At 63.7% G+C, this 23,271-nt stretch carries 22 protein-coding genes; 3 read left to right on the forward strand and 19 right to left on the reverse strand.

Annotation, left to right across the window (positions count from 1 at the left end; translation table 11 throughout):
- The first annotated feature begins 41 nt into the window (after nucleotides 1-41).
- The 3 genes from ACZF5Y_RS13165 (at nucleotide 42) to ACZF5Y_RS13175 (ending at nucleotide 3,159) form a co-directional block, all read left to right on the forward strand.
- Nucleotides 42-1,679, forward strand: coding sequence for a DHA2 family efflux MFS transporter permease subunit (locus ACZF5Y_RS13165; RefSeq protein WP_497533083.1), 1,638 nt, complete (start codon nucleotides 42-44; stop codon nucleotides 1,677-1,679).
- Nucleotides 1,680-1,684: 5 nt separating this feature from the next.
- Nucleotides 1,685-2,269, forward strand: coding sequence for a MarR family winged helix-turn-helix transcriptional regulator (locus ACZF5Y_RS13170; RefSeq protein WP_497533084.1), 585 nt, complete (start codon nucleotides 1,685-1,687; stop codon nucleotides 2,267-2,269).
- 98 nt (nucleotides 2,270-2,367) lie between these two features.
- Nucleotides 2,368-3,159 (forward strand): GntR family transcriptional regulator, encoded by a 792-nt coding sequence (locus ACZF5Y_RS13175; protein WP_497533085.1) that lies wholly within the window; start codon nucleotides 2,368-2,370, stop codon nucleotides 3,157-3,159.
- Nucleotides 3,160-3,198: 39 nt separating this feature from the next.
- On the opposite strand, the gene ACZF5Y_RS13180 is transcribed toward ACZF5Y_RS13175, so the two are convergent.
- From ACZF5Y_RS13180 to ACZF5Y_RS13270, 19 genes are all read right to left on the reverse strand, one after another.
- A complete protein-coding gene (locus ACZF5Y_RS13180) occupies nucleotides 3,199-3,897 on the reverse strand; it encodes an endonuclease/exonuclease/phosphatase family protein (protein ID WP_497533087.1) in 699 nt (232 codons plus the stop codon).
- 149 nt (nucleotides 3,898-4,046) lie between these two features.
- Nucleotides 4,047-5,735: a DUF5684 domain-containing protein gene (locus ACZF5Y_RS13185; protein WP_497533088.1), complete on the reverse strand. Its 1,689-nt coding sequence runs from the start codon at nucleotides 5,733-5,735 to the stop codon at nucleotides 4,047-4,049.
- Between the two features lie 112 nt (nucleotides 5,736-5,847).
- Nucleotides 5,848-9,846 carry a type VII secretion protein EccCa gene (eccCa, locus tag ACZF5Y_RS13190; protein ID WP_497533090.1) on the reverse strand — a complete coding sequence of 1,333 codons (3,999 nt, stop codon included), beginning with the start codon at nucleotides 9,844-9,846 and terminating at the stop codon, nucleotides 5,848-5,850.
- Between the two features lie 333 nt (nucleotides 9,847-10,179).
- On the reverse strand, nucleotides 10,180-11,646 hold the full coding sequence (locus ACZF5Y_RS13195; RefSeq protein ID WP_497533092.1) for a S8 family serine peptidase: 1,467 nt from the start codon (nucleotides 11,644-11,646) through the stop codon (nucleotides 10,180-10,182).
- Nucleotides 11,646-12,653 carry a hypothetical protein gene (locus tag ACZF5Y_RS13200; protein ID WP_497533093.1) on the reverse strand — a complete coding sequence of 336 codons (1,008 nt, stop codon included), beginning with the start codon at nucleotides 12,651-12,653 and terminating at the stop codon, nucleotides 11,646-11,648. Before ACZF5Y_RS13200 ends, ACZF5Y_RS13195 begins: the two co-directional genes overlap by 1 nt.
- Nucleotides 12,650-14,086, reverse strand: a complete 1,437-nt coding sequence (locus ACZF5Y_RS13205; RefSeq protein WP_497533095.1) for a S8 family peptidase — start codon at nucleotides 14,084-14,086, stop codon at nucleotides 12,650-12,652. The genes ACZF5Y_RS13200 and ACZF5Y_RS13205 overlap by 4 nt, the downstream gene beginning before the upstream one ends.
- Before the next feature lie 29 nt (nucleotides 14,087-14,115).
- Nucleotides 14,116-14,478: a hypothetical protein gene (locus ACZF5Y_RS13210; RefSeq protein WP_497533097.1), complete on the reverse strand. Its 363-nt coding sequence runs from the start codon at nucleotides 14,476-14,478 to the stop codon at nucleotides 14,116-14,118.
- A 113-nt stretch (nucleotides 14,479-14,591) separates the two neighbouring features.
- A complete protein-coding gene (locus ACZF5Y_RS13215) occupies nucleotides 14,592-14,888 on the reverse strand; it encodes a WXG100 family type VII secretion target (protein ID WP_239684069.1) in 297 nt (98 codons plus the stop codon).
- A 34-nt stretch (nucleotides 14,889-14,922) separates the two neighbouring features.
- Nucleotides 14,923-15,240: a WXG100 family type VII secretion target gene (locus ACZF5Y_RS13220; RefSeq protein WP_053353891.1), complete on the reverse strand. Its 318-nt coding sequence runs from the start codon at nucleotides 15,238-15,240 to the stop codon at nucleotides 14,923-14,925.
- Nucleotides 15,241-15,395: 155 nt separating this feature from the next.
- On the reverse strand, nucleotides 15,396-15,992 hold the full coding sequence (locus ACZF5Y_RS13225) for a hypothetical protein (RefSeq protein WP_497533100.1): 597 nt from the start codon (nucleotides 15,990-15,992) through the stop codon (nucleotides 15,396-15,398).
- Entirely contained in the window at nucleotides 15,989-16,657 is a 669-nt protein-coding gene (locus ACZF5Y_RS13230; RefSeq protein WP_497533101.1) for a hypothetical protein, read from the reverse strand. Before ACZF5Y_RS13230 ends, ACZF5Y_RS13225 begins: the two co-directional genes overlap by 4 nt.
- A 7-nt stretch (nucleotides 16,658-16,664) precedes the next feature.
- Nucleotides 16,665-17,066, reverse strand: a complete 402-nt coding sequence (locus ACZF5Y_RS13235; RefSeq protein WP_497533102.1) for a hypothetical protein — start codon at nucleotides 17,064-17,066, stop codon at nucleotides 16,665-16,667.
- A 78-nt stretch (nucleotides 17,067-17,144) separates the two neighbouring features.
- Nucleotides 17,145-18,446, reverse strand: coding sequence for a hypothetical protein (locus ACZF5Y_RS13240; protein ID WP_497533104.1), 1,302 nt, complete (start codon nucleotides 18,444-18,446; stop codon nucleotides 17,145-17,147).
- 77 nt (nucleotides 18,447-18,523) lie between these two features.
- Nucleotides 18,524-19,027 carry a hypothetical protein gene (locus ACZF5Y_RS13245; protein WP_497533105.1) on the reverse strand — a complete coding sequence of 168 codons (504 nt, stop codon included), beginning with the start codon at nucleotides 19,025-19,027 and terminating at the stop codon, nucleotides 18,524-18,526.
- A gap of 797 nt (nucleotides 19,028-19,824) precedes the next feature.
- Nucleotides 19,825-21,288 carry a S8 family serine peptidase gene (locus ACZF5Y_RS13250; protein WP_497533106.1) on the reverse strand — a complete coding sequence of 488 codons (1,464 nt, stop codon included), beginning with the start codon at nucleotides 21,286-21,288 and terminating at the stop codon, nucleotides 19,825-19,827.
- A complete protein-coding gene (locus tag ACZF5Y_RS13255) occupies nucleotides 21,285-21,620 on the reverse strand; it encodes a hypothetical protein (protein WP_497533108.1) in 336 nt (111 codons plus the stop codon). Before ACZF5Y_RS13255 ends, ACZF5Y_RS13250 begins: the two co-directional genes overlap by 4 nt.
- A 132-nt stretch (nucleotides 21,621-21,752) precedes the next feature.
- Nucleotides 21,753-22,049, reverse strand: a complete 297-nt coding sequence (locus ACZF5Y_RS13260) for a WXG100 family type VII secretion target (RefSeq protein ID WP_239684069.1) — start codon at nucleotides 22,047-22,049, stop codon at nucleotides 21,753-21,755.
- A gap of 34 nt (nucleotides 22,050-22,083) precedes the next feature.
- Nucleotides 22,084-22,401 carry a WXG100 family type VII secretion target gene (locus ACZF5Y_RS13265; protein ID WP_053353891.1) on the reverse strand — a complete coding sequence of 106 codons (318 nt, stop codon included), beginning with the start codon at nucleotides 22,399-22,401 and terminating at the stop codon, nucleotides 22,084-22,086.
- 176 nt (nucleotides 22,402-22,577) lie between these two features.
- Entirely contained in the window at nucleotides 22,578-23,243 is a 666-nt protein-coding gene (locus ACZF5Y_RS13270) for a hypothetical protein (RefSeq protein WP_497533110.1), read from the reverse strand.
- Nucleotides 23,244-23,271: the final 28 nt, after the last annotated feature.

Below are 23,271 nucleotides of genomic sequence, written 5' to 3' on the forward strand. Positions count from 1 at the left end.
AACGAAAATCCGACGACCTCGCGAAGGATCCCGCCCTCCGAATGACCACCAGCACCGCGCCCGCGCCGCACACCCCCGCACCCACCACCCCGAGCACTCCCGGCGACGGCCTGCTCACGGGCCGCGCGAAGAACCTCGCCCTGACGGGCCTGTTCCTCAGCATGGCCGTCTCGATGCTGTCGATGACCGTGGTCGGCACCTCGATGCCGATCATCATCGCCGACCTCGGCGGTAGCCAGGCCGCCTATACCTGGGTGGTCACCGCGACGATGCTCGCGTCGGCGATCTCGACGCCGATCTGGGGCAAGCTCGCCGACCTGACGAGCAAGAAGGTGCTGCTGCAGGCATCGCTGGTCATCTTCGTGGTGGGGTCGGCGCTCGCCGGCACCGCGACCGACTCGGCGTGGCTCATCGGCTTCCGCGTGCTGCAGGGGCTCGGCGCGGGCGGCTTGGGCGCACTCGGCCAGATCGTGCTCGCCGAGATCATCAGCCCGCGCGAACGCGGCAAGTACATGGGCATCATGGGCGCGATCATGGCGGTCTCGACGGTCGGCGGCCCGCTGCTCGGCGGTGCCATCACCGACGCGATCGGCTGGCGCTGGAACTTCTACGTCGCCGCCCCGATCGCCATCATCGCGATCATCGTGCTGCAGCGCACGCTGCACCTGCAGACGATCAAGCGGAAGGTGAGCATCGACTACCTCGGTGCCGCACTCATCTCGATCGGCTTCGCGAGCCTGCTCATCTGGGTCACCCTCGGCGGCACGCAGTTCGACTGGTGGTCGTGGCAGACCGTCGCAATGGTCGGCGGTGGCCTCGCGCTACTGGGCGCGGCCGTCTTCGTCGAGTTGCGCTCCCCCGAGCCGCTGATCCCGATGCACCTGTTCGCCAACCGCACCTTCACCATGTCGGTGATCGCGTCGATGGCGGTCGGTCTCGCCATGTTCGGCACCTCGGTGTTCCTCGGGCAGTACATGCAGCTCGCCCGCGGCAAGACGCCGACCGAGTCTGGTCTGCTCACCATTCCCATGATGGCGGGCGTGCTGCTCGCGTCGACGCTGGTCGGGCAGCTCATCACCCGCACCGGCAAGTGGAAGCGCTACATGGTGTCGGGCTCCGTCATCATGCTCGGCGGCCTCCTGATGATGGGGCAGCTGCGCGCCGATACCTCGTTCTGGTACGTCGGCATCTCGATGTTCGTGCTCGGCGCGGGCGTCGGCATGTGCATGCAGAACCTGGTGCTCGTGGTGCAGAACACGGTGTCGCCGAACGAACTCGGCGTCTCGAGCTCGGCGGTCACCTTCTTCCGCACCATCGGCGGCACCGCCGGCATGTCGGCGATGGGCGCCATGCTCTCGCACCAGATCGTCACGTTCATCACCGACGGTCTCGGTGCCCTCGCGAAGTCGAACCCCGAGGCAATGGCCGGCGCGAAGGCGCTCGAAGGCGGGGCGATTCCGAAGCTCGCCGAGCTCACGGCCCCGATTCGCGAGGTCGTCGAGAACGCCTACGGTCACGGCATCGGCGACGTCTTCCTCGCCGCGGCCCCGGTCGGTATCGTCGCGATCATCGCGATCGCATTCCTGCCGAACCTGCCCCTGAACACGAAGAGCGCGGCGCAGCAGCGCGCCGATCTGCAGCGCGCCCAGCGCGAAGCCGAGCTCGGCGCGGCACACTAGAAGCTATGCACGACGCCAGCGCCTCCGCCGCGCACCCCGACGCCGCAGCGCACACCGATCAGATCTCCGACATCATCGCGGAGTTCTCCGAGGTGTTCGCGTTCGCACGCACCCGCTGGGCGCGATATGCGGAAGAGGTCGACCCCGAGCTGAAGGGTGTCGGCATCATGGTGCTGCAGCTGATCCTGCGCAAGGGACCGATCACGGCGACTGGCATCAGTCAGTTGCTCGACATGGACAAGGCGATGGTCAGCCGGCAGATCACCAAGCTGCGCGATCTCGGCCTCGTCGATACCGAGCCGTCTCCCGAAGATCGCCGAGTCGTGCTGCTCACTCCGAGCCCGAAAGCGGAAGACTTGCTCGGGGCGGTTCGGGCGCAGTGGGCGCACGCGTACCACGAGCGGTTCGTCGGCTGGAGCCCCGACGAGCTCGAGCACCTGCGCGCCGCACTCCACCGCTTCAACGCGGCCTCGGCCGACAGCCTGCGAACGGACACCCCCGCCGCTCGGTGCGCACGCGATTCGCAAGCGCAGTCTGGCGATGGCGGATCACCAGACCCCGCCACGGCCTCCGCAGCACAAGCTGAGTAACCCGATCACAGCGAACACACTCGCCGTTCGCCGATCGTTCACGCGCCCGTTACCGCCCGGGCCACCGTAACCAAGTTGTGACTTATAGGGTTGGCCACATGACCACCCAGGCGCCGCTTCACGTGCAGCTGTACGAGGAGATGATCCACCGCATCCGAACGGGCGCGTGGCAGCCCGGCGACAAAGTACCGAGCGAGAAATCGCTCGTCGCCGAGTTCGGCACCTCTCGCGGACCGGTGCGCCAGGCCCTCGCCGCACTGCGCGCCGACGGCATGATCGTGGGAGGTCGCGGTACCCCGCCGCGCGTGCAGCACACCGCGCCGGCGCAGTCGTTCGATACCTTCATTTCATTCAGCGAGTGGGCGCGAGAACTCGGGCTCACGCCCGGCCAGCGCGTCATTGAGGCGAGCCGGCGCACTGCCACTGAGGAGTGCGCTCGTGAACTGCAGATCGCCCCCGACTCGCCCGTGGTCGAGATCATTCGCGTGCGCTACCTCGACGAGAAGCCGGCTATGCTCGAGCGCTCCCTCTTCCCGTACGAGATCGGCAAGCACCTGCTCGGCACCGACTTCCACCACGGCAGCGTGTACCAGGCTCTCGCGCACGTCGGCATTCTGCCGACACGGGCGCGCCACACCATCGACGCGATCGCCGCGCACCCGCTCGAGGTCGAGCAGTTGCACATCGCCCCGGGCAGCCCGCTGCTGCGCGTGCGCCGCCTGGCCTACAACGAGTTCGGCATCGTCATCGAGAGCGCCGACGATCGCTACTTGCCGACCATGGCGACGTTCGTGATCGAGAACAGCGCGAAGCACCGCAACCCGCTCTCGCGTCAGGCGGCAAGCCCGGCAACCGGCCTCCTCGCCACCTACGATCCCGGTCTGGGGTAGTTCGCCGCACTCGGGTGCTGCGCCGCAGCGCCCGCAGCCCTAGGCCGCAGCGAGCACCGGCAGCGCGAGATCGCTCATCGCGGCGGTGACCATGATGGGCAGGTGATCCGACGTGCCGCGGTCGAGCGTGCGCACGCTCGCGATGTCGAGACCCGATGAGGTCGCGAAGTCGAAGTGACCGCGGAACATCTTGTAGCGCGTGTACGTGCGCTTATCGCTGAGGCTGAGCTCGTAGCCGGTGTCGCGCATCTCGGTATCGAGGCGCCCTTTGAAGACCGGGTAGTTGTAATCGCCGACCATCAGCGCGGGCAGGCCCGGCCCGAGCTGGCGCAGCTCGGCGAGCGCGGCGTGGATCTGGTGTCGTCGCAACGAGTTCAGCGCGGTGAGCGGTGCGGCGTGGAACGAGGCGACGACGAGGTCGCGCTGCATCTCGGAGTCGTGCAGGCGCACGCCGAGCAGACGCTCGTGAGCGGGCGCGAGCAAACGGTCGTGCAGCGACTTCTTGAGCTGGAACGTGTGCGCTGATCGCGTGTGAAAGCGCTCGTCGCGCACGTACATGGCAAGGCCCAGCCGGTTGCGCTCGGTGGCGTGCACAAGCGAGAGGTGCCCGAGGCGCGCCGGCAGCGCGACCGCTTCGGCCTCTTGCAGGCACAGCACGTCGACGCCGTGATCTTCTGCGAGCGCATCGAGCTCGCAGACGGCACGGTTCTTGCGCAGGTTGTAGCTGATGACCTTCATACTCGGGCCTCCACTGGGTTGGCGCGGGCCGTTCGGCAGCCCGACAGATGCCACACTACGCCCGTCGACCTGTGGAATCAGCGAGTTCTGGCTGACAACTCGTTCAGGTGCGTGAACGTTCGGGGTGCCGCGTCACCGAACCCTCCCGCTCAGCCGAGCTGGTGCAGACGCACCTGCAGGGTGCCGATGACCAACTGCTCGGTCGCCGGGGCGATGCGGCCGGGCTCGAGCGACGTGGTCGCGCCCCCGGCGTCGACGAGAGCGACGCCGTTGGTCGACTGCAGGTCTTCGATCGTCCATTCCTCGCCGTCGCGGCGCAGGCGCGCGTGCGACTTCGACATGGTGCGGGTCGGGTCGGTGATCTGCAGCACCGTCGCACCGTCACGGGGCTCCGGCTTGCGCCCCACGATCACGTCGTCGCCGACCAGTTCGAGCGTTTCACCGTCAGGGAGTTCGATGCCCCAGCGCGCACGGCGGGAGACGACGACGGTGTGGTCTTCGTCGAGACCCCCCGCGTCGGGCATCGGAGCCGGCGCGACGGGAGCGGGCACCCCTGCCGTCGCGGGTTCGAACGATGCGGGAGCCGCAGCCGGCTCCAGTACCGGAGGAACCGTGGGAGCCACGGGCGCCGCAGGAACGACTGGTGCCGCGGGTGCCAGACCGATCGCGGGCGCCGCCGGAGTCTCGCGGTCGAAGATCGACGGCTCAGGCGCCTGGGGCGTCTGTACCTCGGGGGCCAGCGGGGTCTGCGATTCGGGCGCGGGGTTCGCAGAGGCGAGCGTCGGGTAGCTCGGTGCGGGCGGTTCGACGGCCGGAGTCACCGGCGCCACCGGCACCGCCGAGGCGGGCGGCTCGGGCAGAATCAGCGGGCCCGATTCGCCTTCGACATTCGACTCCTGCACGGCGGGCCAGGAGAACGGCTGGGGTGCCGCGACACCACCGAGGGGCGCGGGCGCTGCGGGGGTGTGCCCCTCAGCGGCGAGACGCGCGTAGTCGCCCTCGGTCGTGTTGCTGAAGCCCCAGTTGTTGGGCAAGGGCGCCTGCGGCTGCGCAGGCGCAGGCTCGGCCGGAGCCCCGAAGAGCCCGCCAGACGCAGGGGCACCGGGAGCCGGCGGCACCGCCGGCTGGGCTGCCTGCGCCGGCTGCGCCCAGGGGTCGGCAGCGGCCGCCGGGTAGCCGGCGGCCGGCTGTTGCGGAGCCGCCGGCACCTGCGGGGCCGCCCACGGGTCGGCCGCTGCCTGAGCCTGAGGCTGAGCCACCGGCGGCAGGCCCTGCCAGGCGGGGTCGGGCTGCTGCGCACCGAATGCTGCAGGATCTGCCGCACCCTGCGGCGCGAATCCACCGTAGCCCGGGGGCGCCTCGGCGCCGTAGCCCGTCGCGCCGGACGCGGCGGCGCCGGACGCGGCGGCGCCGGGGTAGGCCGAGTCGTGTCCGCCCACGGGGTAGCCCTGGTCGCCGTACTCGCGATCCCGCAACTGCGACCCGAAAAGTGTGGCCCACAGCGGCGGTATGAACGCACCGAGCACGGTGAAGCCGGCGCCCTTGCCGAATTCACTGTTGATGCGGTGGATGGCGATGATCGAGACGACGAGCACGACGATGCTCAGACCCGGGATGAAGCCCAGCAGCACGAGCCAGCCGGGCAGGCCCCCGCGCTGCACGAGCTGCCACTGGTTCCACACGGGAATCCAGCCCCAGCCCGACGGCAGACCGAGGTACGGGAAGAGTCGCGACAGCGCCCACAGGTACCACACGTAGAACGCGAGGCCGACGAGCGACCAGATGCCGAAGACCAGGAAGAAACCCGCGCCGAGCTGCGTCGAAGTCTCGTAATCCATCACTCACTCTTTCCCGCTGCGCGATGTTGGCCCGGGCCGGCCGAAGATGTGCCGCAGCTGCATCCCTGACAGCGTATCGGTCAGCGCCGCATTCGAGAATCCCGAGTGCGGGCTATTGCTGACCGGTGTGTTCCGTTTCCTGCGTCGTCGGAGCATACGCGAGCTGCACGATCTGGTGCCCGCGGGCACGCGACACGACCTGGGCACGGCCCGGTGCGCTCGGGATCGCCTTGACCTTGCCGATCAGTTGCCCCTCTTCGGGACTGCCGCTCAGCAGTACCCCGGTGACTCCGAGATCAGTCATGCCCTGCAGAATCGGATCGTAGGCCGCGCGCGAGGCGCCACCCAGACGTCGCGTCACGATGACGTGCAGCCCGAGGTCGCCGGCCTGCGCGAGCAGCTGCGCGAGCGGCGCCGCCGGGTTGCCCTGCTGCGTGGCGACGAGGTCGTAGTCATCGATGAGCACGAAGCCCTCCGCGCCCGTCCACCAGTTGCGCGCGCGCAGCTGGTCGGCGGTGACGTCGGGGCCGGGCAAGCGGTCGCGGAAGAACTCGACGAGCTGCGCGACGGCGCCGGCGGTCTGGTCGGCCGTCGTGAGGTAGGCGCCGAGGTATTCCTCGGGAATTTCGCCGAGGTGCGCACGACGGTAGTCGATCATGAAGATGCGTGCCTGGCCCGGTTCGTAGCGGCGCGTGATCTCGTGCATGATGCCGCGGAGCATCGACGACTTGCCCGATCCCGAGTCGCCGTAGAGGTACAGGTGCTGCTCGCGATCGGGGTCGATGCCGACCGGGGCGAGCTCGGCCTCGTCGAGGCCGAGCAGCAGCTGCTTCGCATTGGCGGACGGGTGCTCGCGCAGCTCGGCGAGCGGCAGGCGCTCGGGTAGCAGACGCAGTTTGGGGCCGTGCTCGCGCTGCCAGGCGCTGCTGATCTTGGCGACGAGGTCGTCGACACCGTCAACGAGGGTCTCGGCGCCGGGCTCCCCGTCGATGCGCGGCAGTGCCGTGAGCATCTGCAGGCCGGCGGGGTCGAGGCCTCGCCCGGGCAGCGCCGAGACGTTGGCCGCCGCGCGGCGGTTGACCTCGGAGTCGGAGGCATCACCGAGCCGCAGCTCGATGCGCCCGCCGAGCAGGTCTTTCACGTTCGGGCGAATGTCGAGCCAGCGGCTCGCGGTGAGCACGAGGTGCACGCCGAAGCTCAGACCGCGCGCCGCGAGCTGCTGCACGGGCACCTCGAGCGACTCGTAGTCGCTGCGCAGCGTGGCCCAGCCGTCGATGACGAGGAAGATGTCGCCGTACCCGTCGTCGACGAGCCCCTGCGCACGTCGGGTGCGATAGGTGTCGATCGAGTCGATGCCCTGCGCGCGGAAGTAGGCCTCGCGGGCGTTGAGCAGCGAGGTCACCTCGGCGACCGTGCGGCGAATCACTTCGGGTTCACCACGGGTCGCGAGTCCCGAGAGGTGGGGCAGGTCGCGCAGACCCGCGAAGCTGCCACCGAAGTCGATGACGAACACCTGCACCTCGTGCGGTGTGTGGGTCAGCGCGAGCGCCGAGACGAGCGTGCGTGCTGCGGTGCTCTTGCCCGAGAGCGGCGCGCCGACGATGGCGACGTTGCCCGCGGCTCCCGAAAGGTCGAGGGTGAGCACGTCACGGCGCTGGTAGAGCGGCACGTCGACGATGCCGACCGGCACCGTGAGGCGGCGGTGCTCGCGCCACCGCGGCGCGAGCAACCCGAGCTCGTAGCTGACGGCGAGCTTGCCGAGCAGCTGGTCGAGGGTGGCCGGCTCTTCGAGCGGCGGCAGCCAGACCTGGTGGGCGGCCGGGCCGAGGCCCGACATCCGTGAGACGGCGAGTTCGAAGGTGCTGCGGGTCTCTTCGGGCTCGCTCGCGGCGAGCTCTTCGGCGCGGCGCTCGGCCTCGGCGTTCGCACGTGCGGCCTCGACTGCGGGGTCGGTGAGCTGCTGCGCCGCCGCGGTGAACGGGGTGATGCGCACGGTGCCACCCGCGGTGGCGCCAGAGTCGCCTGAGGTGATGGCACGTCTGGCGGGCGGCGGCCCCGAAACGTAGGCGGCGCGGAACTGGGTCAGGTTGTCGTCGCTGCCGACCTTGAGCAGACCACCGCCCGGCTCTTGCGGCAGGTGGTACGCGTCTGGCACGCCGATGACGGTGCGCGACTCGGCCGCCGAGAACGTGCGCAGACCGATGCGGTACGAGAGGTGGGTGTCGAGGCCCTTGAGGCGCGACTCTTCGAGGCGCTGCGAGGCGAGCAACAGGTGCACGTGCAGCGAACGGCCAAGCCTGCCGATCGCGACGAACGACTCGATGAATTCGGGCTTGGCGCTCAGCAGCTCCGAGAACTCATCGGCGACGATGAGCAGCGCGGGCAGCGGCGGCAGATCGGAGCGGCCGTTCTTGCGCGCTTTCTCGTATTCGCCGACGTTCACGAAGTTGCCCGCGGAGCGCAGCAGCTCCTGGCGCCGCGTCATCTCGCCCTGCAACGCGTCCTGCATGCGGTCGACGAGGCTGATCTCCTCGCCGAGGTTGGTGATGATCGCGGAGACGTGCGGCATATCGGCCATGCCCGCGAACGTCGCGCCGCCCTTGAAGTCGACGAGCACGAAGTTCAGCTGCTCGGGCGAATGGGTCAGCGCGAGCGACAGCACGAGCGTGCGCAGTACCTCAGACTTGCCGGAGCCCGTCGCACCGATGATGAGGCCGTGCGGGCCCATGCCCTGCGAGGCCGATTCTTTGAGGTCGAGGATCAGCGGGGCGCCGTTCGTATCCTGGCCGATGGGCACGCGCAGCCGGTCGCGCTCCGGCAGGTACCGCCACTGCTGCTCGAGGTCGAGGTCGCGCACGTCGGGCAGGTCGAGCAGTTCAAGCAGCTCCTGCTGGCGCTTGCTGGCTCGGGTTGCTGATCCGCCACCCCCACCCTCGCGGTGCAGCGGAGCGAGCCGCCGAGCCACTGCTTCAGCCTCGACCACGCTCATGTCGTCGGGGGTGATCTGCTGCGAGCCGGTGCGCCCCTCGGCGACTTCCGCGGAGCCGGAGCTCACGCGAATGCGCGCCGTGTTGGGGTCGTCGTTGTCGTCCCAGGTGTTGGGGAGGTCGAGTACGGTCACGCCCTGCAGCCCGCCCGCGAAGACTGAGTCGCTCGGCGGCACCGACGCCCCGTCGACGACCACGAGCAGATGCGGGCCGGTGGTTGCCGGGCCGTCGAGGCTGAACCGTGGCCGCTCACGCAGGTCGGCCGGCAACATGCGCAGCAGGGTGTCGAGATCGGAGCCGATCATGCGCGCCGGCCCGAGGGAGTCGCGCAGGCGCGACGATTGCGCGTGCGGCAACCACTTCGCCCACTCCCAGTGCGGCAGCGCTTGCGGGCTCGCCGCGATCACGATCTGCAAGTCGTCAGGGCTCTGCAGCGCGGCGGCATGAGCGATGATGCCACGCGCCAGACCGCGGATGCGCTCGAGGTCGTCACCGACGACTTGCACGCTGCGGTAATGAGACAGTCGCAGATACGTGGGCAGGTCGGGTTGCGTCTCATGGGTGACCAGGAAGCGGTGCGCGGCGGTCGTGGCGACCGGATCGAGATCGGCGATCGGAGGGAGCTCTGGGGCGACCAACGACAGGCACAACGGCTGCTCGCTGGTGCCGATGCGCACGGCGAGGTGGTCATCGGTCTGAGCGTCGCGCTCCCACACGCGCGCGCCATCTTCGACGAGGTACGTCAACGCTTCGGGAGCGGGGTACCGCCAATTGCGTTCGCGTCGCTGCGCTTTCGCCGCGGTGCGCACGGTGTCGCGGAGCTCGCGGAGGTAGGCGAGGTACTCCCTGCGCGAGCTCAGGATCGATGCCTGACGCGTCGCACGCTGGCGCCAGCCGTTCACGAACACGAACCCCAGGGCGCTGATGAGGAACATGCCACCGGTGATCCAACCCGTGGGGCCCGCATTGCTCACCGACACCATGATGATCGCGCCGACGCTGCCGAGCATGGGGAGTGCAGAGGTGAGCAGATTGCTGCCGCCCTCGGCAGGCTCGATCTCGGGCGGCGCCTGCAGTGTGACGCTGCCCGATGGCACGCGCGGTGGCGCGAGACGGCTACTCATCTACGTGCTCCCCCAGCTTCAGTGCGGCCGCGGTTCCCGCTCCGCAGCCATCGGTTCAGCGTATCAATAGTGATTGCAACTACATCGCGCGGGCGCATTCCGTTGAAATCAGGGCGGCGTCGCGCTCTCATCCATTCAGTCTTCTCGACTACCTGTTCGAACGGCGATTGACGTGGCCGCGGCCCGAGTCCACCTCTCGGAGAGCTGAGTTACGCTTTCAGAAATTCGTTCTTGCACACGTGCAATTGACGAGATCAACTCACCGAGGTGATCGAGGTTCCAACCTTTTAGCGAACGCAAGTTCTTCCAACTGGCGCTCGGAGGATATTTCACTCATTTCCCATACTCCGATGCGTTCGCTGAAGGCAAGGAAAGCTGTGCGTTGCGTCGTCGTGATCGGGCGACAGCGATAGGAGCGATGATTGCCGTGGCGGCCACTCCAAGAATTGGAAGTCCAACTACCGCAACCATAAACATTGTGGTTCCGTCGAAGCTCCAGGGCTCATCGTCGGAGCCTTCTGGCCATACACGATCTGCCATGGGTACGGTTGCCCACGTGCAGTTGGAGAGATCAGGTGTCGGCTGCGATGTCGTGCCCGACCCACACCTCGGATCATCACTACTTTTCACAAATAGTGGGTTCTCGTCAGGGTACTGAGTGGGATCCTGTTGCAACATCGCAACTGGATTAACAATGCCGTATCCGTACAGTCGATCCAGCCACCCCGGATCCTGCAAAATACCCTTTCCGGTCGTCCGAACCATTGCCTGCAAGACTTGGTTTGCGGTGGCGTCAGGGTACTTTTCGAGCCCCAGAGCGATAGTTCCGGCAACGAGAGGAGTAGCGACGGAACTCCCCGACACTGTCCCGGAAGCCCATGTAGTCCCATCAGAAGGACCCAAGAGCTGATAGGCGGGACCCGAGAAACCCATATTATCTAGGCCACGCTGCGTCTGCAGGTCACCCGTTGTCGGATCAATACCGATGATTGGCTCACCTTGATAGTCAACCCCGCCGACCGCGACAGTGCCGTTCAACCGTGCTGGCAGGAGTTGCAAAATATCCGCCGTCGTACCATCGGGGTTGAGCGTACCCGCAACAATGGGGATGCCCGCCCGAAGCGCGAGGGTTGCAACTGGAGACCAACTCAACATCGACCAGACCGATGACACCGAAGACACGCTGATGATGTCGGCTCCGTCGGCAATGGCCTGCTTTGCTGCGACCGCTATCGAATAGTCGATCGAAACGTCAGTTTCGCTTTCGTAGTCTTCAGCGTCGAGATCGAACTTTTCATCGGCGCCGAACTCTTGAGTGATGGGATTGTATCCGTCACATGTCGCGGCACCGCTCTCGTCGGTGGGCCCGTCTGCCGCGTAAAACAGCACCCGAGCGTCAGGAACGATTCCCTGAGTACCTGCTCCGCCATCAGCAGCGACACCATTGCCTACGAGCATCGACACCACCGATGTTCCGTGTGCTCGCGCGGGATCGTCGGTGGTAGTTAAAAACTCTTCGCCGGTGGCACGATCGCGGCAAAACTGACCACGAACTTCGATGTCCGCGCCCTGCAGTTCTGCCGCTTCAAGGTTGATTGCGTCATCGATCACCGCAATGGTGATGCCTTTCCCGGTCAACCCCTGCTCGCGAATCTGATCAAATTTGAGCCGCTGCGTGTACCACAGTGCGCTCGCCCGCTCATCATCACTCATCGCGGCGTTCGCAGTGCTGCTGCCGATAAACACTGTCCCCAGGCCGAAGAATGCAACGATGACACCAGCAACTATGGCCCGAATCATCAGGAGTCCTCCTCAGATGCTTGCACGCAATCTTGCTGAACCTGTCCCGGCAAGCAGGAGGCATTCGAACTGCAGTTCACAATCGGCCAGCCAAGGTCTCGCGAATCGCCAACGTCCGAACCACCAGCACCAGCCGCGAGTCGGGCACCGGCCGCAAGGACGGCCACACCCAGACCAATGCGCTCCGCGGAGCCGTCGAGACTAGTATCAACGCTGGGACGGCTCCCTAAACTGCCGCCTGCGCCTTCGTTTCCGCCGCCACCCCCGTTGCCCGGGTTGTTCGGATCATACGGAGGATCCACGACAGGTGGATCCCAATGGAATTCAGGAAGGCTCGGGTCAGTTCCAGTTCTTCCCCCGTCATTGCCATTGCCATCGCCGCCGTTATCTCCGGGGCCGTATGGCCACTCCGGGCCGCCCGGGAATCCCGCACCGCCGCCGAGATGGCCACCAGGACCACCCCGGTCGCTCGGCGCCCCTGCGTCCGGCGTCACATTCCATTTCTCTGGCCCACCAGGGCTTCCCGTAGACACGGGGGGCGCTTCGTACTCCACCTCAATGTTGAACTTCACAATCTCGCCCTGAACGAATTCCGACATGTCGTCGAGTGCGGCTTGAGCGGCTTGTTCACGATTCGCGCCGAAGAAATTCGCGACCGCCTCCGTGCCGCCGTTCAAGTCAACCGTCTCAAAGAATGGCACCTCCACCGTCTTGCCCTGATTCGCAGATGCAGCAAAGCACGCGTTCTCGTTCACTCCGGTGACGAGCGCTTGAACTTGATTCAACGCTCCCCGGAACACACCGAGGTTGCGCGCATGCGTTTCTAGGCGAGCAAGCGCCAGTTCTGCTGCTTCGCGCTGCCACTTGTCTCGCAGCGCTGAGACCGTCTCAGCAATCCTGCTTTGCACACTGTCAACGGAAGCGATCAAGCGCTCCACGCTATTGAGTTTCCAGTCCTCGCCGAACGCGAGTTCCTCGAGCTGGCGCTCGTACGACTGCTGACTCATCGTATTTCCTCCGCGCGTTGGCCGGTTGATCCCGACCGTCGAGATCGCTGGCGCGCCACAACGACTATGACAATGACAATCCCGATGATCAGAATCAAGGCGCCAAGAGTGAACATAATGATGCCACCCACTGACTGCATGAGTTGGGCCGCTGGGGATGACTCGGTGACGTTGTCGTTTCTCACGCCCGGCGGAAGTTGCGCTTTGACGGCATCAATCGTTGGGCCGACCGTCCATCGGCACTGCACCAATTCTCCGTTGCCCGAGACTGATGCACCTGCGCCACAGCGCGGGTCATCAGGCGACGTGACAAAGAGTGGATTTTCGTCGGGGAACTGCATCGGGTCGACACCGAGCATCGCTACCGGATTGACGATGCCATATCCGTACTGCGGGTCGATCCACTCGGGTTCTCGCACCGTTCCTTTTCCGGTACTGCTCATCATCGCGCGAATCACCTGATTCGCCGTCGCATCGGGAGTGTGTTCGAGCCCGAGTGCAATGGTTCCTGCAACGAGAGGTGTCGCGAGCGAAGTTCCAGACGCCAGTCCAGGCGACCAACCGCCCGATGATGAGGGGACGAGTATTTGATACCCGGGACCCGCGAACCCCATGTTCTGGAGGCCATCCGCCTCAGTGACATCGCCGAGTTCTTGATCGACGCCGAGAATCGGATTGCCATCGACATCGACGCCCCCCACTGCAACCGATCCGTTCAGACCAGCTGGGATGGTGTTCAGAGCTTCGTCCAGGGTCACTCCCGGGTTATTCGTCCCGGCAACGATCGGGATGCCCTGTTGGAGCGCATAGATCGCGACCGGCGTCCAATCGATCGAGTTCCACGCTGAAGCGACAGAGGAAATGCTGATGATATCCACGCCGTCTTGAATCGCTTGATATGCCGCGAGCGCGCTCGGCGCGGTCGGGAGCCCTCCGAATTCAGAGAGCCGCACGTCGCTGTCCGATGCGAATTCCCCAGTCACCGGATTGTAGGCATCACAGGTCCAGTCGCCGTCAGTGCCAGCGACGCCGTCCGAGGCGTAGAAGCGCACCGTCGCGTCGGGCACGATTCCCTGCGTACCTTGGCCGCCATCTGCGGCGACACCATTTCCGACGAGCATCGCGGTCACATCCGTCCCGTGCGCGCGCTCCACGTCATCAGTGGCCGCAGGCAGCTCCGACCCTGATGCCCGATCGCGACAGAACTGACCTACCACCTCGACGTCGGCGCCTTGCAACTCGGCGACCTCAGGATTGATAGCGTCGTCGATTACCGCAATGGTGATCCCTTTTCCAGTCAAGCCAAGGTCGCGCACGTCGGCCAGCTTCATTCGATCGGCATACCACAGGCCTGATGCTCGCGTGCTCGCGTCCACGTCGGCAAATGCCGGTGCAGCCAGTGCGCCGACTCCGAATGCGACGAGCAGCGCCACTGCGCACGCAATGGTCGGATGACGTCGCGTCACCAATTCGTCCTAACGTTGTCGTCGTTCGTGCGTGGCTGGGGTGTAGCCGGCTCGCGCCCCGGGTTACTGAACTTCTGCATTTCCGAAGCGATGTCAGCATCGAGCTCCTGCAGTTCTTCAAGGATCTGGCCGGCAATGACACAATCCTGGCGAATCTTCGCGAGTCGCGCCGCGAACTGCGCAGAGTAGTTCGCCCCGATGTATTGGAGTGCAGTTACGTAGGTTTGCCCACATGCGGCGCGCGTACCGCTGACGTCTTGCAGTTCACCGCTCGACGGCGCGTTCGAATCGTAATTCTGCAGCGCTTTCATGATCTCGGCGGAGTCACTGCTGACGGCCAAACGTTTACTTTCGGACACTTGTGCTTCCCTCCAGCGCCATACCCGAACGTTTGGATTCTCCGAACACGAGAACCAAACACAGTGCGGCCCGAGTCGCGACGTATCGCGTTGACCTGGGCCGCACTCCGCGACTAGCCGGCGAAGCGGCCAGCGTTGCGAGCATCGCTCGCGTTATACGCCTGAGCGATCTGCTCCGTGTTGCTCGAGATACGCTCCAGCAACGACTGCAGCTCGTTCAACGACTGCGTCCACTGACGCTGCGCCACGTCATACGAGTTCTGCGCCTCGCCACTCCACGCTCCGCGCAGCTTGGCAACCTCAGACTCCAAACGCTCGATCTCCGAACGAATCCCCTGCGCACCATTACGAATCTGACCCGAAAGTGCACTGACCTGTGCGGTCTGCACCGACATCGACTGCATGCTCATGATTTCTCTATTCCCCTAGAAGTCGCGTCTGTACTCAGTTACCGGACATCATCGCGCCGAGGCCCGAGATCGCCTGCTGGTGCTCCTGCTCCGTCGCAGCCTGATCCTGCTCCGTGCCACGCAGAGAGTTCTCAAGATCGACGAGCACGTTATTGAGCTTCACCGTCTCAGCATCCCAACGCTGCATCAGCTGCGTGAACGCACCCGCCGCGGAACCCTGCCAGTACCCGCGAAGCTGCTCGATATCGCCGCGCACCTTCTTCGTCTGCTGGTCAATACCGGCCTTCGCCTCAGCAACAGCCTGCTGGCCCCGGCGAAGTGCTCCCTCTTCAGCTGCAATGGTCTGAACCATATTGTTCCCCTTGAGTTCAATGTTGCGCGCACCGCAACGATGCACACGTTTCCCTAAGCGTCACGCCAACAGGCGAAGCCACCACACACGACGCTACGCGAAGCCACCACCCAAACCCAAATTATTGCAGCAACTAATTGAGGTGTGCGTTCTGATCAGGAAAGACGCAGAATTTCCCCCGCTTCGTGTTTACCGATCGCATACGCAGTAATGCCTGACGCCGCGCCGGGTCCCAGCAGCGATCGATGCCGCTCGGGGGCGGCAGTCCAGGTGTCGATGAATGCGATCAAAGCTTCATTGCGTCGCTGATGTTCCGGAGTGGCTCGGAACGCCCCCGCCTCGACGTTCACACTTCCTCTCTGAAACCGAAGTTCAAGCAGGTGAGCGGGTTGAGGAAAGGTGCGGGCGTGATCGACGATCATGACGAACTCGGAAGCCGCATGGGGTCCGCTTCGTTCAGTGGCAATCAATCCTTGCGCGTAGTCAATCACCACGCGCTTTCGAGCTTGAGTGATGATGATCGGAATGGTCACTGCGTTGACAACCAGCAGGATCACTATCAGCCAGACCACTCCAGCCACCGTGTGCTGAAACCACAGTGCGGTTAGTGCGCGAACCCCCAGCAAAAGAACGAAGAGACCGTTGAGTCCTCCCCAAATCCACCACCACGGTGCAAGACTTTGCTGTCGAAACGTCGCCTTGGGTGAACTATCGATTCGGGAATGCCATTGGCCGTATTTCTCGTCATTCAAGCGCTGCCACCAGGCTGTGCAAGGTCGCCATACAGTTCTCGCAGATCCGCCGAACAATCGACGAAGCGGCTCTCGCCAGTTCGCTCGAGCACCAACTTGTCATTGATCTTGACGGAGCACGTCATTCTCGTTGCGTCGGAATCATTCGCTTCAATGTTTGCAAAGAATTGCAGCGTGCTTTGATCGGTGCGAATCATCGTGTGGAAGTGATCTGTGGCCCTGACCTCGGCCACACCCACCGTGCTCTCTCCAGGGCGAGGCTCTTGAGTATGTACCACTCTGAAATCTCCATCCGCGCGAACGCTGAGTTCAACTTGCAGTTGTGTCTGATTCCCTCCCAAGGCCGCCGCAGGCATGATCATGAATGTCACCACCCAGGACACTGCGATCAGCACCCCGAGTAGGAGGGAGCATCCCCCGGCAATGAGCTTCGCATTCGCTAAGCTCATTTTCCTTTCGCGATGCGCTGCCACGAGGCAGACGATGAACGCCGCGATACCAATCGGGAGACCAACAAGCCAGAGCCGCATCCAGAAGATGCCTACCAGGTTCGCAATCAGACTGGCCCCCACCAAGCACCATGCCGTTGTTGAGATGCCCGCTGCGCCCTTACCTTTCGGTGAATTGTCCGCGCTCGCTGTTCGGTGCTGCATCAGATCACCCATTTCAGACCTATACCCGTGGAAGCTCAAAGATTAACCCTTGCCCCTCACGAACGATCGCAGCGAAACGTTGCTCGACAAAGTCGTGAGAGGCGACGTAACGCACCGTGACACGGTCAGGCTGCGACTCACCGCCGTCTGGAGCGATCGTGACCGATTCAACCTTGAGTAGGTGCACGAATCTCTCGGGCGTCAACCCTTCGGGTGTGTGCACAGGCGCGCTCGCTCGGTAAACCTGTGCCGGAACCGAACGCTCATCATCGAGAGTTTGTCCGATCACATTTCGGACGCGCGCATCGAGTTGGTCAAAAACGTCAAGCGCCGAGTCTGCATTGTCAAGATGCTCTTGGCGCAGTCCGTGCATCGAGCCAATAACGAGATCGACGGCGATGGCTCCGTTCACGGTGCTCATGACCATAGCGGAAGAGACCGCTCCACCTTGCGGTGTGGGGCGCAACGTATCAAAGTAGCGACTCGAGGCGTTCATCGGTTAGGGCTCCCGGGTTTCGAGCTCACGCATGAGGGCTCTGACGACGGCGTCGGCTTCCGCTTCAGTTTGAAAGTAATCGTCAACGATCGCACTGAAGAGCTCCCGCCCGTTTGTGTACTCATCACGCGTCGACCTGACGCACTGAGCGAGGACCTCGTGCAGGCCGCTGATCGAAGCACTTGGGCCGTTTGCACCCAGCCCGACGGAGCCATCTCGATTCAGATAGCTGTCACCAGGAAGCACACCGAGCTCCTGGGAAGCGGTTTCGAGTTTCGCCCGCACTCGGTCCATGTTCAAAAGCACCATTTCAGCGTCGCTCGAGTCCATCGAGATCATGTCATCTCGAGGAAAATCGGCGAGCTGGTATGCATCGAGATCAAAGTCCTGCTTCGTGGATTGGACCTCCTGAAGCGCGGCACTCATCATATTTCGAATGGCGCTCTCTTGTTCATAGATCGCGCTATTTAACTCTCCAGAAGCAGTCTCAAGCCACGACATGACCGAATCGTACCCATTAGATGGGGCACCCAGAGCTTCTTCCAACCCAGTTACGGCATCCGCCGCTTTGCTCACGATACCGGCGAATGCAACTACCAGGGAGCCACCTCCAGTTGGGACGGCCGCGACGACGCCGGCAACTGCCGAGACGACGGCGAGCACGACTTCAAAAGCATGCTCGCCACTCTTCCGAGCACTTTCCAGAAATGCATTGCGAGCGCTTTCACAAATTCCTGCGGCATCAGTCCGAGCACTCGGCCAGATGCGGTTCTCGGCTGCATAAGCGATTTGCAACACGGCTGTCGCCGATCCGAGCCCGCCGACGACCTTCGAGAATTGCGCGTCATATTTATCATGAAATGGCGCCCGAAAGGAGCCACGCGTTTGTGACCCTGCCAGTATTTCGTTGACCGTGTGGGTCGCGTTCGCCATTTCCCCGTCTACGATTGCACCGGAACCAGGAACTGCGATTCCAAAAGCCGCACTTGCTCGTTCTGCAGATCCTCGAGGATCTGCAGCAGCGTCTTCTGCGGGTAACCCCAACCATTTGCTCGTCGCTGCTTCGATGCGTGATCTGATCTGGTCGAAGCTGCTTTCCAGCGAGTCGAAACCTACGCCGATTCGCTCTCCCCCTCCCCACCCATCTTCGTCGGGGGCTCGATACCAGCTGGGAACGAAGCCCCAGAGCGCGTATCGATCGGCATACTCGTAGTCGGTGAACCAGCCTTGGCCAGCCATATGCGCATCTATTGCAGCACGACGCATCTCATTGATGGTCTGTGTGATCGTGCCGTATTCCGCCAAAACTCTTGCTCCTCACACATATGCACGTTCCGCTGATCAGTACCTTCTCGGGCCAAAAACGGATAATCCCCGAGATGTCAGCCTTCGGGCGAATCGCCCCGCCTGCCCGCGCGGGAAGCGTCGGCCGCGGGACCACCATCACCCTCATCATCCAGATGAGGCGCAATGTATCCGCCCAAGCCAGATTTCTTTGTCTGCTTCTTTTCAGAGCCTCCGGCGCCGCCACCCATCATCATGCCGCCCGGGCGAGCGCCACGAGCGGCACTTGCCGCGCCTGCCGCACCAGCGCCGCCGCCGCCGCCCGTACCTGCGGCAGCTGCAGCTCCGCGCAGACCGCCGGTCAAGCCCGCAAGGCCCTGCCCCAAGCCACCGCCCGCGCCCGATCCACCGGCGCCAGCCGCGAGCCGGGCACCGGCCGCAAGGCCCGCCGCACCCAAGCCCGCCGCACCCAGACCACTGCGCACCGCGGACCCATCGAGACTGCTATCAACGCTGGGACGGCTCCCCGAACCACCGCCTGCGCCTTCGTTCCCGCCGCCACCCCCGCTGCCCGGGTTGTTCGGATCATACGGAGGATCCACGACAGGCGGATCCCAATGGAATTCAGGAAGATTCGGGTCCGTCCCAGTCCCTCCCCCGTCATTGCCTCCGCTTCCATTGCCGTTGTCACCCGGACCGCCTGGCCCTCCCGGAAAATTGGGCCCTCCGGGGAATACACCGCCCGGGAATCCGGGTGCATCTCCGCCTGGCCCACTCGACCCCGAAGGGATCCCCCACTGCGGCATTTCGACTGGCGGCGGCGTCGTCCCCCCGTCACGGGAGGGAAGGGGCTCGTAGTCAACGCGGAGTGCGGTCAGCTTCTCCGCCTCGGAACCAGCGAGCTGACGCAACTGCTGTATTGCCTTTGCTGCGGCTTCTTCCCGACCTGCGCCGAGAAAATTCGCGAAGTCTTCGGCGCCAGCATTGAGGTCGATTGTGCCAAAAACTGGAACTTCAACAGTCTTGCCCTGGTTGAGCGCATCGTGAACCCATCCGGGAACGACCCCTGACGGGAGGTTCTGCAACAGACGCTCGGCCTCGCTCTTGCGTACCGTGTTCGCACAAGATGCTGCACATGAAGTTTCACTCATCCCAGTGATCATCGACTGAGCATCATTCAACATGGTTCTCAAGCGCCCCAGGTTGGTGTGATGCACCCGCAAACGCTGCACCGCCAGGTCAGCAGCTTCACCGGTCCACTGTCCAGGCAGTGTCGTTGCCAGAGTGTCAATCCTTCTCTGAAGTCCGTCCACTGCGCTGATAAGACGACCGAGATTATCGATCTGCCAGTTTTCCCCGTATGCCAGATTCTCGAGCTGGCGCTCGAATGACAGTGCACTCATGAGCGATTTCCCCACATTTCCCCATCAATCGGTGCTTGAAGCTTCTTCGCCCGGCGTCGAGCCGCTGCGATGATCATGACGATCACTGTCGCAACGACAACAAGAAACCCGAGGCCACCCCACAAGATCGGTATGGCCCACTGCTCAACAAGTGAAGCGAGCGTGACAGGCGGCTTCACATCACCTTGGGCGAAGTCCCCGCGTACATCAGCGATGGTCGGAGCCCCAGCCCATGCGCAGGCCTCCAGTGTGTCCGTGGGTGTCGCAGTCGCGCCAGCCCCACATCGAGGGTCATCGCTACTCTTCACGAAGAGCGGATTCTCGTCGGGGTACTCTGTGGGATCTGTGCCGAGCATGCCCAGAGGACTCACAATCCCGTACCCGTAATCATCATCGATCCAAACAGCATCATGCACGGAACCTTCGCCGGTCGTTCGCACGAGTGCCTGCAGAATCTGATTCGCTGTTGCGGAAGGGAACTTTTCAAGACCGAGTGCAATTGACCCAGCTACCAAAGGGGTGGCCAGCGAAATACCAGATGAAAGCCCTGCGCCCCAGCTGCCTTGGTCGGCAGGGACAAGAACCTGATATCCCGGCGCCACGAAACCTCGGTTATCTGAACCCGGCGGAGTCACATCCTGTTGCCGTTCTTCGTCATACCAGGTAATCAAATTCCCGTCGGGCTTCACACCACCGACCGCAACGGTCCCGTTGAGCGCGGCTGGAACTACTTCGAACGACTGCTCGATCGTAGAGTCCGGGTTACGCGTTCCCGCAACAATTGGAATTCCTTCTCGCAGCGCACGCGTCGCTACTGGCGACCAGGAGATGGAGTTCCATGCAGAAGACACAGAAGAAATGCTGATGATGTCAGCCCCGTCGGCGATGGCTTGCCTCGCGGCGAGCGCCTCCGGAACGGTCAGGTTCATATCGACGCTGGGATCATCCCCGGCAATCTCTACATCGCTCTCGAACTCGCCGGTAACCGGATTGTAGGCTTCGCACCCCCAGGTGCCGTCGGCTCCAGGCACGCCGTCCGCAGCGTAGAACAGCACTTTCGCACCGGGAACAATACCTCGCGTGCCAGCGCCCCCGTCGGCTGCTACGCCGTTGCCCACAAGCATTGAGACCACATCGGTACCGTGCGAGGTAGCGGGGTCATCGGTCACTGCGGGGAGTTCCGCTCCCGTAGCGGCCTCACGGCAGAATTGCCCGCGGACTTCAATATCAGCGCCCCGCAGTTCTGCGACATCAGGATTAATCGCATCGTCGATGACTGCGATCGTTACTCCTGCCCCAGAGAGTCCTTGCGCTGCGATCTCATCAAAGCGCAAGTTGGCGGCATACCACAGGCCTTCCTGACGCCCGGCAGAGTCGATGATGGCTTGAGCTGGCGCTGCGACCATCACTGATAGTGCGGCGACGATGAGGGTGGCGGCGAACTGCCCGCTTCGCTTCACGGCTGCTTTCCTGCGGCTTTGCCAATGCTTCGAGGTACATCGACTTGCTGCAAGGTCGCTGCAATCTCTGTATCGAGATCATGCAGGGCGCTGATCGAACTCTCGGCATCCGCTAGATCCTGATGGATAATCTGCAAATAGTCGACGAACGCTCGGCTCACCGTCGAGCCAAGAATGTTCATCGCGAGCCGATAGGGGTCTTGATCAAATCCGGACGGTCCCGTAACTGCGCGCATCTCAGAAGCTGACGGCGCACCCGGATCGAATGACCCAGCGGCACGCACCGTTTGTCCTGCATCACCGGTCGCACCGATGGATGAATTTCCGGACATGTAATTGTGTTCCCTCCGACACTCGCTTGCAGAACGGTCTACGCGTGACTTCCCCCACAAGACCTTGCAACATGCGGGGCAAGGCGAGCCTGCCTACGTTCAGGCTTGCGGCACGCCGTGCCGATACATGGACTAGCCGGCGAAGCGGCCAGCGTTGCGAGCATCGCTCGCGTTATACGCCTGAGCGATCTGCTCCGTGTTGCTCGAGATACGCTCCAGCAACGACTGCAGCTCGTTCAACGACTGCGTCCACTGACGCTGCGCCACGTCATACGAGTTCTGCGCCTCGCCACTCCACGCTCCGCGCAGCTTGGCAACCTCAGACTCCAAACGCTCGATCTCCGAACGAATCCCCTGCGCACCATTACGAATCTGACCCGAAAGTGCACTGACCTGTGCGGTCTGCACCGACATCGACTGCATGCTCATGATTTCTCTATTCCCCTAGAAGTCGCGTCTGTACTCAGTTACCGGACATCATCGCGCCGAGGCCCGAGATCGCCTGCTGGTGCTCCTGCTCCGTCGCAGCCTGATCCTGCTCCGTGCCACGCAGAGAGTTCTCAAGATCGACGAGCACGTTATTGAGCTTCACCGTCTCAGCATCCCAACGCTGCATCAGCTGCGTGAACGCACCCGCCGCGGAACCCTGCCAGTACCCGCGAAGCTGCTCGATATCGCCGCGCACCTTCTTCGTCTGCTGGTCAATACCGGCCTTCGCCTCAGCAACAGCCTGCTGGCCCCGGCGAAGTGCTCCCTCTTCAGCTGCAATGGTCTGAACCATATTGTTCCCCTTGAGTTCAATGTTGCGCGCACCGCAACGATGCACACGTTTCCCTAAGCGTCACGCCAACAGGCGAAGCCACCACACACGACGCTACGCGAAGCCACCCGATCGTGGCAAATGAATTCGCCTACGAATTTTGTCACACGGCTGGCAGCGCAGCACCCGCCCACTTGTCACCGTAACGCAGCGGCAAACGGATCTCGTGTCTCGCTTCCACCGGCGAAACTTGAGGTCTGCACCTGCACTGCGACCGGGTTTGTGGACCCCTCCAGCGTCACTTCGAATGCGTATTTTCCTCCGAATGCCGCGAAAGTGCCCTGAGGAAGTGCTCCTTCGCCGGGATCGCCCGCCTCGTTCACAGCGGCGGACACATCAATACCGGCGATACGTACCACTGCATTATCCGGCACTCCTGCGAACGAGATCCCAGCATCTTCCCGATCGAGCTTCATCACGTAGAAGGGCTCCTGAGCACCCGCCGGGTCGACCCGTTCCATCTGAAGCTCTGTAGAGACCTGTCTATCGCCCAGAGAATAGGTCACCTTGGCGGACATGCCTGTGACCCCAGACTCCCGCGCCGTAACGCTCGCCAGCTGTGGCCGCTGCGTAACTTCCCCGTACACCTCATCAGTGAGCAGAGCTCCCTCGACAGAGCCGGGATCAACATTGAGGTCGGTCATCGCAGATGCGGCTTCGCTCTCGCCAGTCTGCAAATATTCGAAGAACTGCCGCACTGTCGCCTCGGCTTGGGCTTCCTCCGCCGACGACTCAGGAAGATCAACGGTGACTGGCGGAGCCGAGCATGCCGCCAAACCGAGCGCGCATGCTGCAGCGAGCACCGTGAGACCCCCCGCCCGCCACTGCCGC

It is taken from the genome of Leucobacter sp. WKLB1 (assembly GCF_059696215.1).